General features: G+C 33.7%; 14 protein-coding genes. 3 read left to right on the forward strand and 11 right to left on the reverse strand.

Going from position 1 to position 15,246, the window contains the following annotated elements; genetic code table 11:
- Nucleotides 1-196: 196 nt before the first annotated feature.
- From OEA66_RS00585 to OEA66_RS00625, 9 genes are all read right to left on the reverse strand, one after another.
- Nucleotides 197-379 carry a hypothetical protein gene (locus OEA66_RS00585; RefSeq protein WP_267279519.1) on the reverse strand — a complete coding sequence of 61 codons (183 nt, stop codon included), beginning with the start codon at nucleotides 377-379 and terminating at the stop codon, nucleotides 197-199.
- Complete coding sequence (locus OEA66_RS00590) at nucleotides 366-710, reverse strand: hypothetical protein (RefSeq protein WP_267279520.1); 345 nt, start codon at nucleotides 708-710, stop codon at nucleotides 366-368. Before OEA66_RS00590 ends, OEA66_RS00585 begins: the two co-directional genes overlap by 14 nt.
- Nucleotides 711-996: 286 nt before the next feature.
- A complete protein-coding gene (locus OEA66_RS00595; RefSeq protein WP_123838413.1) occupies nucleotides 997-1,206 on the reverse strand; it encodes a hypothetical protein in 210 nt (69 codons plus the stop codon).
- 371 nt (nucleotides 1,207-1,577) lie between these two features.
- The gene (locus OEA66_RS00600) at nucleotides 1,578-3,668 is read right to left on the reverse strand and encodes a type IA DNA topoisomerase (protein ID WP_267279521.1); all 2,091 of its coding nucleotides are present in this window, start codon (nucleotides 3,666-3,668) and stop codon (nucleotides 1,578-1,580) included.
- Between the two features lie 72 nt (nucleotides 3,669-3,740).
- Nucleotides 3,741-5,237 carry a DUF3945 domain-containing protein gene (locus OEA66_RS00605; RefSeq protein WP_267279522.1) on the reverse strand — a complete coding sequence of 499 codons (1,497 nt, stop codon included), beginning with the start codon at nucleotides 5,235-5,237 and terminating at the stop codon, nucleotides 3,741-3,743.
- Nucleotides 5,238-5,334: 97 nt separating this feature from the next.
- Nucleotides 5,335-5,628 carry a helix-turn-helix domain-containing protein gene (locus tag OEA66_RS00610; protein ID WP_267279523.1) on the reverse strand — a complete coding sequence of 98 codons (294 nt, stop codon included), beginning with the start codon at nucleotides 5,626-5,628 and terminating at the stop codon, nucleotides 5,335-5,337.
- A gap of 35 nt (nucleotides 5,629-5,663) precedes the next feature.
- A complete protein-coding gene (locus tag OEA66_RS00615; protein WP_267279524.1) occupies nucleotides 5,664-5,930 on the reverse strand; it encodes a helix-turn-helix domain-containing protein in 267 nt (88 codons plus the stop codon).
- A gap of 156 nt (nucleotides 5,931-6,086) precedes the next feature.
- On the reverse strand, nucleotides 6,087-6,905 hold the full coding sequence (locus tag OEA66_RS00620) for an RteC domain-containing protein (RefSeq protein WP_267279525.1): 819 nt from the start codon (nucleotides 6,903-6,905) through the stop codon (nucleotides 6,087-6,089).
- 79 nt (nucleotides 6,906-6,984) lie between these two features.
- Entirely contained in the window at nucleotides 6,985-8,688 is a 1,704-nt protein-coding gene (locus tag OEA66_RS00625) for a helix-turn-helix domain-containing protein (protein WP_267279526.1), read from the reverse strand.
- 277 nt (nucleotides 8,689-8,965) lie between these two features.
- On the opposite strand from OEA66_RS00625, the gene OEA66_RS00630 reads away from it, so the two are divergent.
- From OEA66_RS00630 to OEA66_RS00640, 3 genes are all read left to right on the forward strand, one after another.
- Nucleotides 8,966-9,199 (forward strand): hypothetical protein, encoded by a 234-nt coding sequence (locus OEA66_RS00630; RefSeq protein ID WP_267279527.1) that lies wholly within the window; start codon nucleotides 8,966-8,968, stop codon nucleotides 9,197-9,199.
- Between the two features lie 244 nt (nucleotides 9,200-9,443).
- Nucleotides 9,444-10,943, forward strand: coding sequence for a MauE/DoxX family redox-associated membrane protein (locus OEA66_RS00635; RefSeq protein WP_267279528.1), 1,500 nt, complete (start codon nucleotides 9,444-9,446; stop codon nucleotides 10,941-10,943).
- A gap of 60 nt (nucleotides 10,944-11,003) precedes the next feature.
- Nucleotides 11,004-11,246, forward strand: coding sequence for a hypothetical protein (locus OEA66_RS00640; protein ID WP_375379282.1), 243 nt, complete (start codon nucleotides 11,004-11,006; stop codon nucleotides 11,244-11,246).
- 19 nt (nucleotides 11,247-11,265) lie between these two features.
- Here OEA66_RS00640 and OEA66_RS00645 read toward each other — a convergent pair whose 3' ends face one another.
- Entirely contained in the window at nucleotides 11,266-13,809 is a 2,544-nt protein-coding gene (locus tag OEA66_RS00645) for an alpha/beta hydrolase family protein (RefSeq protein ID WP_267280063.1), read from the reverse strand.
- A gap of 22 nt (nucleotides 13,810-13,831) precedes the next feature.
- A complete protein-coding gene (locus tag OEA66_RS00650) occupies nucleotides 13,832-15,208 on the reverse strand; it encodes a RagB/SusD family nutrient uptake outer membrane protein (protein ID WP_267279530.1) in 1,377 nt (458 codons plus the stop codon).
- Between the last annotated feature and the right edge of the window lie 38 nt (nucleotides 15,209-15,246).

The following is a 15,246-nucleotide window of genomic DNA, read 5'->3' on the forward strand; positions in this document are numbered from 1 at the left end:
TTTTGTCTTATTAGAAATAGTAAAAGACAAGTATGGTAGTGGTATATCTTTAGATGGAAAACAATTAATATTTAATGTAGATATAAAATCTGCATTTTTCTCTTTAGCTCTAACAGCGATTCTAAGATTATCAAATTTTTCAGAACATTAGCAAAACAATATAGCAATTACCAATATAATAACGACTTTAAATACTTTACTTTCCCACTTCATTTTCATAATATCTAGTTCTGTAATAGTAATACCCTGTCGATGAATCAAATTCTTTTGCATTGTATTTATAAGGATTATCATAATCAAAAGTAGTGTTTTCCATCAATAATTCTCCATAAGGCATATATTCATACCAAGTGGTAACTTTTCCTTCAATTTTTACCAATAAAGTTTGCAGATTTAAGTAAAGTGTCAAAACCATAAATTAAAGAAAGGCTTCTATTTAAAATTCCTGCAATAAAGTAATCTAGTGGATATGTACCTTTACCACTTGCCATCACACATTCACTTAGTTTTTGAATTTTTTTTTCAAAATATTGAAGTTTTAGCATATACTCCCGTAGGCAGTCTGAAAGCACCTTTTCGTCATCAGTATCTGGAATAGAAAGTGCCTTTTCATTTATATATGCCCAATATGTTCTAGAAGATAATGTAATTACATCACAATCATTTCCTACTAACCATCCTACTTCCCCCGAATCTTCGTGTATTATCAATGAACCAACTCTACAATTATTAATTAAATCTTCAGTAGGTTCTTTATCAAGTAAAACGGGTTCTTCGGCTTCTGGCCGAAGCCCATCATTTATACTGTTCCAATTAATTGATATTATAATTTGATTTTTAATATATAGTATTCAAAAATATATTTTTACTATGCAACCTATTGGCGCATTTTATTATTTTTTAATTGCCATTTTCTTTATTTCTTCATTCGTACATAATTTGGTAAAACACTTAGAAAAAAATATTTATAATTTTCTTGTATATTCTCTTCCATAATCATAATAATTCAATTGATAATATTAATTCCTCCAGTTCTTTGATTTCTTTAGTGTGCGACTGAATTTTATTATCTAAATCGGTTTGATTTGTTCCGTTCTGAGCTAATTCATCATCAGACTTCAATTTGATTTGTTTAGCCAGTTCCTTATCGACTTCTAAAAGTTGACGAAATTTGTTTAATTTTTCAAGTATTAATTCCTTATTCATAATATAATTTTTAAATTCATTATTTTATAGATATAAAAATGATTTGACATCAACTCACGAATGTAATAATAAGAAATATATCGTGCTTACGGCAATCCGTATTTATACTGAATTAATTACAAATGTTATTTTTTAATTCCAATTTTTTTAACTTCTTCATCCGTAAGATGATCCAGAATTTTAGTGTACCGATAAAATGTTGACCTAGTTATTCCTAATGGCTTATAAATTTCTTCCGGACGCTTGCTCCGATCTTTATAAATCTTATTTAACAAGACTAAAAAGATGATAGAAACATAAAAAAGAGTGGAAAATTGTAATTCTCTACTCTTTTTAAATATTTAGTATTTAGTTTCACAAAATTGCATTAGCTACTTTTTCCTAGTTGTTTTATTTTTATCAAACTCAAAAACAGTTTCTCCAGCATCATTTAGAATCATGTAAGCATCGAAACTCTTCCCAGCCTTACTTTTCAACCCTTTGATCAGTGAGGTCTTTCCTTTTTCTATCAACAATTGAATATCATTGACTGTCAATAATTTTCCACAAACCAATCTAAATTGCATCCAATTACAGGCATCATCTTTACATTTAATAATCTTATCAAGAATGCGAAGTCTTTCTTTTTTACACTTTGGGCAGATCAAATCCGGTAATTCTTCTCTGATAATTTTTGTCTGAAGTAATTCATCCGTTATAACTGAAGTATAGGCTTCAATCCTTCTCTGAAAATTTAATAAATCCTCCTCATTATTTTCAATCTTTTGCAGCTCTAATTCCCATTCTGCTGTCATTGTCACATCAGCAATCTTTTTATCCTTAATAAGTCTGTAGACTTGCAGCCCCTTCTCTGTTGGAACTAATGATTTTTTATCTTTTTGAATATAATCCCGATTAAAAAGAACTTCAATAATGGCAGCTCTGGTAGCCGGAGTTCCAATACCTATATTCTTCAAGATTTTTCTTTGTTCTTCTTGCTCAATTTTACTTCCTGCATTTTCCATTGCCGACAATAAACCCGATTCAGTAAACAATGAAGGTGGTTGTGTTTTATTTTCTAATATGACTGACTTTTTGATTTTTATGTCATCACCTTTCAAAACCTGTGGTAATTCCTGAAGTTCATTATTTTCATCTTCAGAAAAATCACCTTTCATTATTCTCCATCCAGGATTTATGATTCTACTTCCTTTAGAAATAAAAACATAATGAAGAACTTCTAATGAGATTTGAGTTATTTCTTTGAGGCAAGCTTCTGAAATTGCTTCGAGCAATCGATATGCAATCATATCATAAATTGCATTTTCTTTCGCAGATAATGCTGATGGAATTTTCTCTGTAATGAGCAAGCCGTGATGGTCTGTTACCCCAAGATCATTAACAATTCTTTTATTGAACTGTCCCCATTTAACATTACTAACAGCCCGTTTAAAAGAATCTGTGTCTTTTAAAATCCTAATGAGATTGGGTATTTCCTTCCACATATCCTCAGGAATATGTTTACTTCCTGTTCTTGGATAAGTGATAAACTTCTTTTCATAGAGACTTTGGGCAATATCAAGGGTTTCAGACGCTGAAAGATTCAGTTTTTTATTCGCTTCTTTCTGTAAACCTGTCAAATCAAATAAAAGAGGAGCCTGCTCTGTAATTGTTTTAACTTCTACAATATCAACTTTTACATTCCCATCTCCCCTTTCAATGGCTTTTAATAGATCATTAGCTTTTTTTTGATCATCAAATTTCAATTGAGAAGTACTTTTAAAATTTAGCATTCCCTTCTGATGAGTTAAATGAATCTGCCAATATTTTTGAGCAACAAAATTTTTATATTCCAAATACCGATTGCATAGTAATGCCAATGTGGGCGTTTGAACTCTCCCAAGAGAATAAGAACCATTGTCAGCAGCGATAGATAGAGCTTGAGAAGCATTGATTCCCAGAAGCCAATCCGCACGACTTCTTCCGACAGCGGCATGATATAAACCATCAAAATCACTCCCTTTTTTGAGATTTTCAAAACCGGTTTTAATCGCCTTTTCTGTTAAAGAGCTGATCCATAATCTTTCAAACGGTTTTTTACAATTTAAATACTCATAAATATATCTGAATATCAATTCTCCTTCCCTTCCTGCATCGGTTGCCACAATGATACTGTCACAATCATTCATTACCTTTTCAATAATTTTCAATTGTTTCAATGCTCCCGAATCACTTACATAATTTTTTCCTTTTTTAATTTTCTTGACAATCAATTTAAAAGGATCTGGAAATATCGGTAATGAAGCCCTTTGATATCCGGAAATCCCATAATCTTCAGGCATGGCTAAACTTACTAAATGTCCGAATGCCCACGTTATACAATATCCGTTTCCTGTAATGAAACCTTCTTTTTTATCGGTAGCACCTAAGAGCAATGCAATTTCTTTTGCTACACTTGGCTTTTCTGCAATAACTGCTTTCATGTTTTTATTTTTTTTGATTAATAAAAAACCCAATGAGCTTTATTGATCCATTGGGTTGCTTAATAAATTCGTTTATAATTTTCTTCTTCGAGATCTGGTTGGCTGTTTAGTTTTATGCTGATCCTCTGCCTGTTTTTTATTAAGAGGATTAGTTTGAGCTGATTCCAAAGGCTCTTTTATATTTTTCGTTGCCTCATTGGTCTTTCCTTCTGAATTTACGGCTACCTGTGTTTTATGAGCTTCGTCAGGCTTTGCCTGTTCAACAATTTTAGCAGGATTTTGAAAAGAAAAATCTGTAGTTTTGTTTTCTTTACTGTACGTAATGTAACCGTTGTATGTATTTCCTTTTTGATCAATTAATCCACTTAGGTAAACCGATTTTCCCTCTTTCAGATTGTTAAACTGCTGATCAGTTAACTCTTTTCCTCTGAAAACTTTTTGTGGCTCTTCGTTTACAGTTTGTTGCCTGTTTTGAACCTGATCCAGCTTTTTATTAGGATCTATCAGAAACTCAACATACCTTTTTTCAGCATTAAACTGTACAGATGCATTAAAAGAATCTCCTTTGCTTGAGATCATACCTTCAAGATAAAGAGGTTTCCCTTCACTAAGAATTTGCTTTTGCTCATCATTAAGTTTCAATCCTTTTATTTCGTCGGGAATCTTCATGTAGTTGGTATTTAAAGCAACCAATTCATTCGTTAACCGGTCTTTACTGATTATGGAAGGAATAATCTCGTTGGTTTTGGGATTGACTAGATCAACGACCCTTCCCATGTTACCGGTATTTCTAAGATTTTCTTTATCCTGCTCAGAAAATTCGTGTCCTAAAAACTTCATTTTAAAATCAGGTTCTTTACGGATTCCATGAAGATTGATCAGCACCTGACCACTATCGTTAGTTTGTAGAGAAAGACGAACATCCATCCTGCTGACGGCATTCCCTAAATTTATAGTGATGGGTACCAACTTGTGTGATTTAAATCCTCTGAGCAGACGATCCAAGACGTTCATCTTTGTTAGCTTTTCCTGATCTAATCCGAACTTTGCCATAATCTGCCAGTCGATTTGTTCAGGTTGATAGCGATACTGCGGGCTTTCCTGTTGGGTTTGATTTTCTGTTTCTGTTGATTTTGTTGCCATTTTGTTTTGATTTTTATGGGTTAAACTATTTTGAATGATGATTTCATAATCTTTTAAGGTCTCTAATTCTTTGGGTGATGCCGTATCGACATACTCCTGCAGCTCTTTTGCAGTTTGCATAGCGCCGAGTTCTGAAATTTTAAAAAATGAAAATTCAGTTGGATTTTTGAGTTGACTGATGAAATTTGAAAAGAAGTTGGAGAAGAAGTCTCCACCCCTATCAATGCGAATAAATGGTTTGGAATTTTTCTTCTGAGAATCTGTTTTTATTAAATTTCCATTGGTATCTACTCCATCGACGAGGTCTACTTTATTTGTCTTCTTATCTAATGCGAGTAGTGTATCAGATAAGTTTTCCTGCAAGGATTCTTTTGACTTCGCAGCCTTTTCCTTATTATTCATTTTTCCTTCAATCGAATCGCTCATAAGTAACTTATTAATTATGACGATGAAGGTAGAGAACCGTAAAAAATGGATTTAAAACTTTGTAGTAGATGGTTTACAATGTCTCTTACTGACTTAATCAGCTTCTAGAATTACCATTAAAACTATCCCGTATAAACTGATGTACATCTGAAAGTTTATAATATAACTTACCGCTTATGGTATAATATGGTAGACGCTTTGAAGTGCGGTAGCGTTGAAGTGATCTTGAGCTTATTTTGAGCATTTGGAGAACATCCTGATTATCGAGAAGCTGTTCGCCATCGATTTCAAAATTCTGGTTTTTCATTTCTTTCACTTTATCATCAAGCAAGTTAAAACGCTCCATCAGTCTTTCCATCCATGAGTTAAACTCTATTCTGTCAATATTCATAAGATTTGATTTTATTGTTACACATTAGCAGAAATTCATTGATTGTCTCCGCTGAGAAGTTTTTCAATATTATGATATTTATAATACAGTGTACCTCCAATCTTTTTAAAAGGTAAGGTTCCATTTATTCTGTAATTCTGAAGAGTTCCTGCTGAAATTTTTAAAAGATTTTGTACTTCAGAAGATTTCAACCATTCTTCTTTTCTAATCTTTGTACCATTAAGCAGTGCCAGAATCTCTTTAAGAAGCTCGTCTTTAAAATCGAGTAAATCTTGTTTTGTTACAATTGAAATTGTTTGCATTTTGTTGTATTTTGTTGGGACAAAGTTTCAAAAATGCACAGAAAATCTCTCGGTAGGACAACGGTACTACCGAGAGAAAGTTTTAAAAAAACTATGAATCAAATAGATACAAAACGCACTGTATCATAAAATCTACAAACAAAGTTGTTTATCAAATTAAATTTCATCATCAACATTTTTAAAATGCTGATCGAGATTATCGGACAGCCTATGTAAAAACTTTGTTCTGCCGTTTTTCCTGTCTTTAATTTCAGTAACGGTCTTATAGTAATTTCCTAAATCGATATCTAACGTTTTTTCGAAGGAGCGCATAATTTCACTGAACTCTATGTTTCCTCCATTGAAACAATTGCTCTGATGCAAAGCATAGGCAAGCTCAATCAGTGCCACCTTGGAGGCAGACCATTTGAGAACAGTTAAGTGATCTTCTTTTTTAATCATAACATTAAACTCCTTCTCAGATTCTTTTCTTAAAAAAACTTCCAGCAAATCATTGGCTAACACATGAGCAACCTGATGACAGTGAGAGGTGGTAAAGTTTTCATCAAAATTGTACAGATTGAAGGAGAGTTTCATTTTGAGGTCAAATGAATTTCGTACGAAATATTTGTGATCCATGTAGGTTGCATTTCTACGGTAGTAATTGTAAAAATCAGAATTTTCACTATGGTATTTTTTAAGTTTTTCCCATTCGTTCTCATAATATTTTTTAAGTGTTTTTTCGCTCGAATGAGGTAATGAAGAAACAATGCTTAGTACTTTCATAAAGTAAATATACTTTGAGATAAATAGCGGCTTCAGATGTTTAAAGAAATATATTTCTTCACCTATTCCTTCAAAAGTAGTGTGATTAATTAATTTCTTCAATTCTCTGATGGAGAGATCAATAGTCAATAGCGATTCTTCAGCAATTTTAATAGGATCATCGTGTGCATCAGCAATTAATTTTAGATCTCGCTCAAGATGGTCTTGCATCTTTGTAATTGTTGTAAAAAGTTTGTTTACCATGTCCTTTTTAAGAAATTTACAAACTTTTAAGCAATTAGAAAAAGAATCAATTATTATTTATCTCCTTAAGCCTCATTTTAATGAAATCTGTTGGTCTTATCCCGTTAATTTCGAAAAATAAATCAGAAAAGTTCTGGCGGGAAGCGATTCCACATTCTGCCGCCAAACTATCAATTTTATAGTTGAGATACTTGCGATCAGAGTTCAGAAGATTAGTGATATATCTGATTCTTAATTCAGACAGATACTTATTAAAATTTGTCCCTTTTACTTCGTTAATATAAGTGGATAGATAATGAGTATTGGTTTTAAATTGCTCAGCAAGTTTTTTACAAGTAAGATTTTTTTGGAGAAATTGATTTTTTTCTTCAAATGCTGCTAATTTTTTTGCTAATTCAGCAGCCTTTTCGTCACTTACAATTTGTTTTTTTAATTGCGTATCATCTTCAGAAATCTGATTGGTTGATTCAAGTTTATTTTTATAAATAGTTAGCCGCTCCTGTAATTCGATATACTTTTTTGTCAACACTTTTTCTCGGTGGCGACGATAAATAAGAATTGCTATTGTACAACTTACCACAACAAGTGCTATAATTACAGTAAGAAACTTTGAACTTTCCAATCTTTCTTTTTCATCATCCATCTTTCTCCTGTCATATTCACGAAATATTTTCTTGGACAAATATTTAAAATCCTTAACAATAATATTGTCAGCTCTTAAAAGCTGTTTTGTGTAGTACAGTTCTTTCGCAGCGTTATTCTCTTTTTTGTAATGCTCAATTAAGAACTCATAATTCCTTCTTACTTCCGGAAAAATAAACTGGTGTTTATTAAAAATAGAATCGATTTTGGTAAAATAAGCGATTCCTTTCTTTTCATCACCATTGTTAATAAAAACATTTCCTAAGTAAAAATAGATAACACTTGCCCATGTAAAATCATTCTTCTTGAGTATTGGGGGTAATGCCTTATTCAAATAATAGATGGCATCATTCGGTTTGTTTTTATGAAAATATAATATGCCTTTGCATTTAAGAAAGTAAGAATATTCCAATTGAAAATCACGTTGCTGTCTTGTTAAATTAATTCCTAATTCGATAAGACTATCTGATATATTGGAATCATTAAGATTCCTGTAACAAATCGTCATTTGATGAAGAATATTAAAATATCCCTTTTTAAAATTGTAATTAGTATTTGGGTTTGCAGAACGCTTCGAACCTGATTCAAAATAATTAATAGAATTATTGAAATGCCCAATTGCCTCTTCATAGTATCCAAGATAGCTTTTTACATTTCCCAAATGATAATTTACTTTATGTTTTAAGTATTCATCTTCGCTATCACGAGAATAATTGTAGGCTTTCAAAAACTCATCCAAAGCAGGCTGGTATTTTTTCAAGTTAAAAGAATACAAAATTCCTTTTCCCAAATAAGCATCACTGATTAAATCATTATTTTTTGTTCTTAGGGCAGCATGAATCGTACTGTCAGCAAATTTCAGTTTAACATCAACAACTGACGAGTACGCGACGGCATCACGATATCCTAAAGCCAGAGCTCTATCATCATTACTTGCTTTAGCCTTTTTAATAAAAGTATTGACAGCAGGTAACGCAGTTTCATCATTAAGCTCTTTTGTTTCATAGTATTTACGGATCTCCTGATATGATAAAGAACTTTTAACCTGCGAAATACAGATGATGTGATACATCAAAAACAGCAACGATAGTGTTTTGGATTTTGTCATTCGTAATATTTTGATCTGGATGGTATCAAAATTAAGCAAAATGCTCTAAAATAAAGGGGATTTCAAACTTCTATCGACTTATTATTCACAAAAGCCAGATAAACTTCACTCAGACCCTTCTTAGCTCCATTTCATGTCTGTCCTAATTTTAAAATTGTGACGTCTTAATTTTAAAATACAGCCACAATAGGCTTTTTTCGTGGGTTTCAACCTTCTACATTTGGCTTAAGAATTCTTTCAAATCCGGCCGGGATAAACTAACAAAATATTAGAAAAAATGACAAAATTTATCCCAATATCAATGATAATGCTTTTTGCCCTAATGGCAACGAGCTGTACACGAAGCTTAGACGTTCAGGAAGATTTTCAGGAAGACATAAATCTAACTCATCAGGTAACTCTTAAAATGCAATCCAGAGAATCCGATTCTACCTCTTCAACCAATGCTGAATTATATCCTGATCCTGACGTACCCATAAAAGATACTCATGACTGGAAAATAAAGCCATAATGGTTGATAACTGAGAACACACTATTAACAGTCAAAATTAAATAAATGATTCCTCATACCTCCATATTTTGCATGACCGGTCAACCATGTCCAATAGGTGGAATATGGCAGAGTATGGGGAATTTTAAAACCACATATCCAGCAATGAAAGGCTGTAAAATGCCTGACTATTGCGGAAAAAAAATAGAATGGGTTCTCATTCTTGAATGTTAGAAAACTAATCATCAAATCAAAGAACAAAGCCATGAAAAAACTAATCCCATACATTCCGAAAATTGTAAGTTACTTTTTTATTCTACTCTTTTGCTATGCTGCGATCAGCAAAGCACTGGATTTTGAAAACTTTCAGATTCAGATTGGGCAATCTCCTCTTTTAAGCGCGTATGCAGGATTTGTTTCTTATGCAGTTATTATTTTAGAAATCGTCATCGTAATACTGCTTATTTTTCCGAGAAGCAATCTATTGGGATTATACTCATCAACATCACTCATGTCTGCATTTACGATCTACATATTCTTAATATTAAACTACAGCGAATTCGTCCCGTGTTCATGTGGAGGAATTTTGGAAAAAATGGGGTGGACTGAACATCTTATTTTTAATATTACATGCATTATACTTGGGTGTATATCTGTTATATTCAGTGAGAAAGAAAAATATCAGTCGTATATAAAAACAGCATCAATATTATTAATATCCAATGTATTAAGTAGTGCAGTCGTCATTATATCATTCATTAGATCAGAGCATGTGATCAAAAAAGAAAATAATTTCACAAGAAGATTTTTACAGTTTCCGGTTGTTGAAGATAAATCCTTGCAACTTGTTAATGATCGGTTTTATTTCGCAGGAACTGCAGGTAGAGAAATTTATTTAGGAAGTCGTTATAACCCGTTAATTATCTCAACAGTAGATGATCAATTGGAGAACATTCAAGAAATGAAAGTTCATCCGGACAGGATGAATTATGATTTCAGAAACTTACAGGTTAAAGTAAAACCACCATATTATTATCTCGCAGACGGTACAGTCCCGGTCATCTATCGAGGATTGATAGGAAATTCAAAAGCAAAATTAATCAGTTATAATGATGCATTTTTCAGTCAGATCAGCATTATTGATTCTACGAAATTTGCCATCAGGACTCAAAAAAGCCAAAATACACAGTTAACTGCAGCTTTATTGAACCTGCATACTAATCCAAAGGTCATCTTCAAAACATCCATTTTAACAAAACAGAGTGACGGGGTTTTCGACAGTGATGGTCAGTTGATTAATATCTCGGGTCCTGATCGCTATATTTATCTGTACGCCTACCGCAATCAAATGATGGTCATGGACAAAGAACTTCATCTTATCAAAACATTGAAAACTATCGACACAACAACAATTGCTAAAATTAAAACCATCAAGATGAAAGATGGACAGCACAAAATGACTGAACCTCCGCTTGTTGTCAATCATAAAATTACAGCCTACGGAAATCTTGCATTTATTCATTCCAACCTCAAAGGTCGGTTTGAAAAAAATAAGACCTGGCAGTCATCGAGCATTGTAGATATCTATAGAACCGACCGTCAAGAGTATGTAGGAAGTTTTTACATTGATAAGCTGGATGGCAAATCGTTCACTGATATGATAATGACTGATCGATACCTTTTTGTATTGAATGGACAGAGATTAATACGATACAGCTATAGATCGTTGTTGACTCAAATACTACAGGGGAAGCCGAAAACCTGATTCCAGAGTAGGCAATCAAAATCCATATTTATTATGAAAAATTTGTTTTTATCTGCTTTTGTGGTACTGATAGGTACCGGAGCAGCGTTTGCAAGCAATGCAGACAAGAGTAAAAAAAGTGCAGTTGTTGACGGACACTATTTCGACAACAATCTTAATCAGTGCGTCAACGCCCAAATAGACTGCAGTACCATCGACACCGGTCAGATGTGTACATGGGGAGCTGTTGGTGCAGAGATTGTACTGAGAGAAGCTGGAGACACTTCTTGTGGAAATCAGCTGTTTAAGGCTCCACAGCCCTAACATGTAATAAATGAGGACGCTAAAAAGCGTCCTTTTTTATTTGTTGATTTATCCAAGGTATATCATCGACATCCTTCAAAAAATAATCCCACCATTCCAGTGAACGTTTGGTAATGTCTTTATTGTTATCGGGAGTTTCGTAAAAAGTATGATCTCCGCTTTCATAGAATAATGCGATGACTTGTTTATCAAATCTTTTTAGTCCCATAAAAAATTCCATGGTCTGATCCCATTGTACGTTCTCATCTTTTTTGCCTGTCCATAAGAGAATAGGTGCGCTCACCTGATCCACATAATGAATAGGGCTGTTATTAAAATACCTTTCCTTATCTTCCGCAAAAGATACACCCATCTCATACTGACCGGTTTCTATCCGCCAAATCTGTGGAATATGAGTATTGTAATTATACGAGAAATAATTTCTGACCAGATCAGAATGGGCAGAACCTGAAATATAGGCCGCAAAACGATGAGAGTGCGTGGCAATAAAATTGGTTTCATAGCCTCCCATCGAATGTCCTGTTAGCCCTATCTTTTGTCTGTTTATTGCAGAATGATCAGTCAGAGCATCGATAGCCGCATGGACACAGTCCAGTGCCGATCTGCCTGCTCCTTTCTCACCGTATACAATATCAGGAAGATACACGAAGTAACCTTTTTTCAGCAATGCTCGCAAATCAAATCCAACATCATCTCCTCGGTAAGTGTACACATTGGAGTCATTGCTTCGCACCTGATAAATATGAACGATCATTGGATACTGTTGATTTCCTTTAAATTGTATTGGATAATACAGCAATCCTTTTAGCTCTATCCCTTCACTATTTTTATATTTGATTATTTCTTGACGGATTGCGGAAGATTCTCGATCTGCATCAAGATCCGCATATATCAATTTTTTATTGCTCTTCTTGATCTGGGTTTGATAAAGTCGAGGTGGCATATTGTAGTTCTCCTCTATCGTATATAGTTGTTCATTATTTTTAGTCATCTGTGCTGCCGTGATGCGGTTAGGAGTCTGTACGCTAAAAGAAAAAATCATTCCTTTTTTATACAAAGCATATAGTGTTTGATTCTTTTCATCTTTCATCGTCAATAGAAGATTTTCATTTTTGCTGAATGTTCTGCCAGAGATATGATACTCGGCATTGAAAGTTTTCTGATCGGAAGATAATATAGATACTTTTTTTTCTTCTGTTTCCTGTATGACTGAAAGCTCCTTTTTACCAATGGTGTATTGCCATAAACCTTTATTACTCTCAAAAATAATATGATCTCCAGAGTCTTCAAATACTGGTCTTTTTAGATCATAACCTCCGATACTATGTTGGATACCAAGCTTTACCTCGTACAATATCCATTGTTTTTCTTCTGAGTCGTAACTCACCATTATTGAACCATCATCTGAAATAATGGTTTCAAGTGAATGATGAAAAATAGTCTTGTAGGTCTTATCTTTCAAATGGTAGAGGTAATATGTGGGCAGTGGTACTCTAGTTCTGTATTTAAAATTAACTCTGGGATTAAACGCCAATACATATTCAGTATTTTGAACAGGTACCATCACTGGAAATTTTTTGTCATTTACTAAAATCGGTTCTTCCTCCTGATGTTGCCACAAATAGTAATCATGCAACGTAGCATACCCATTGTGTTTGGCTTTCAGATCACCGTCATAACCATACCAAATGTCAGGAATTGTTTTCTCCGGCATTTCTTTTTTCCAAACATCAATCCACAATGATTTTCCATGATCCAATTCATAAACCTCAAACTTTAGAAACGAAGTAGCCTCTCCTATCGAAAACGATCTTTTTTTACGTGTTTTCAGATTAATTGCCATAATGCGAACATCTTTTTCATCAACTCTTTTTTCCGTTAGTAGCAGATAGGAATTATTTTCTGATAGCTGTATCTTATCCAGCATATTCTTATTTCCATATAATTCTGCAGGTACTTTTCCTGAAAGATCAGTAAGTACTGTAGTTTTGATTGAAACACTGCTTTTATCTTCTAATTCACTTTTGATCTCTTTCAACTCTGATATCCCAATTAGGATTTTTTCTTTATCACTAACGAGCCTTTCAATTCCCTGAAATTGACGGCTGAGTATTCCTTTTGAAGTGTAAACAGATACTTTTTTGTTGTTATCCAAAACATAGACCTCCTTACTTCCTTTCAGAATTCCTGATTGCTTAACATTATCCAATTCTTTTCTAGATTTGGTAATCAGATCAATAAACAAGACCTTCCCTTTAACTGTTGCATACAAAAAGTTGTCAGGCAGAAAACTAATGGGTGAGCTTAATCCAGATAATTTCATGACAGGATTTTTCTGTCGGCTGTCAAATATTAAAAGTGAATCCTTTCCATTGGCATAAAGCTGGGTAACTGCAGACCATCTCCCATCTTCTGAAATACTTAATCCTCCTAAAGTGTACAGTTTGTCCTTATAAGAATCAACAATATTTTTTGTTTCTTTCATTGAGTCAGCAACAGTCTTCGTCGAATCTTTTATAAAAAATGACTTTCCGTAGCAATTTCCTGTAAAATACAGAATCATCACCAAGATGACGGTTGTAACATTAATATCCTTCATTCTGCGGGTTAAGTTTATTGTTGAGCAATAGTTCTTTCTGAGGGATAGGCCACACTTGGTGAAAAGTCTTCCAATTGGTTTTTACTCCGCTTAAAATAGTAAGCTGGTTATTTCTTTTTAAATCCATGAAGCGATGTCCAAATTCCGTAAAAAACTCTTTTCTGTTTTCCAAAAGAATTTCACTCAATAGAGCTTCCTTCGTTAATGGTAAAGTCAACACACTAATATTAGCTCGCTGTCGGACTGCATTAATTAATGGCAGAGCTTCAGAGGTTTTATCCTGCTGCGCCAAAGCTTCTGCCAAAAGCAGATACACTTCTTCAAGGCGAAGAACAATGGAATACTCAGTCGTATTGTTGGTGGTGTTTTTGTACTTATTAACTCTATACCAGGTATTGGAGCCAACAGTCACCGGGGTAATCCAATTAAGCCTCCTTTTGTCAGACGCATCAAAAATATTGTAGAAAGCAGGCGTTAGCGCTGCATTTAAAGGTGCTGCGTTGGCAAAATAGTAGCTTGACATTTCCTTTACGGGATCTGTATTATTTTTAGGTTTCAGCTGCCAAATAATATGCGTTCCTGATTTTTCAAATACTTTGGTAATATCATTTTGAAATACATACAGTGAACTTTGTCTTATCTCTTTTAAAACGATTTCTGCCTCATTCCATTTCTTTTGGGTCATCAGTACTTTGGCTAAAAACAGCTGTGCAGATTTTCTGTTTAGAAAAATACGCTCCACATTTCTATAGCTATCATTCAACAAAGGAACTGCTTCTTTCAGGTCACTTTCAATACGCTGCAGTACTTCTGCAGTAGGAGTTTTTTCTATCGTCTGATTGATCATGTAATTGGTGGTCACCGGATATGGAATATTGCCATAGACTTGCTGAAGATAGAAGAACAATATAGAGCGAATGGTCAAAGCCTCCCCTTTCAGCCTTTCTTTTTCAGCAGAAGGTAACGCTGTGGAATTTTCAACCCCTTCCAATATTGCATTGCTCATATAGATCTTTTGATAGGCGTTTGTCCAATAACTGTTCACCAATGGATTTGAGTCGATCAGTGTATTTTGGTAGATTTCAATAATACCCGTATTGGATGTTGCCTGATAATAATTCAGTTCATCCGTATAGAGCGCAAGGATTCTTCCGGTCTGGTCTCCCGACAAAGGAGAATTATCATAAAGACCCGCATACAGACCTGAAAGGGCTGCATTGGCGGTCTGTATATTTTCAAAGATCTGATCTGAATTAATTTGATTGGTTGGCATATCAACCTCTAGCATCTTCTCGCAGGAAATACAGGTGGTCAACACACTGAGAATTCCTGTTATTAATATATTATGGATTGTTATTTTCATTTTGTTTTGTTTTTAAATTTTTGCTTTTACTCATTGTC

The organism is Chryseobacterium luquanense (assembly GCF_026460945.1).
GTDB classification, from domain to species: Bacteria; Bacteroidota; Bacteroidia; order Flavobacteriales; family Weeksellaceae; genus Chryseobacterium; species Chryseobacterium luquanense.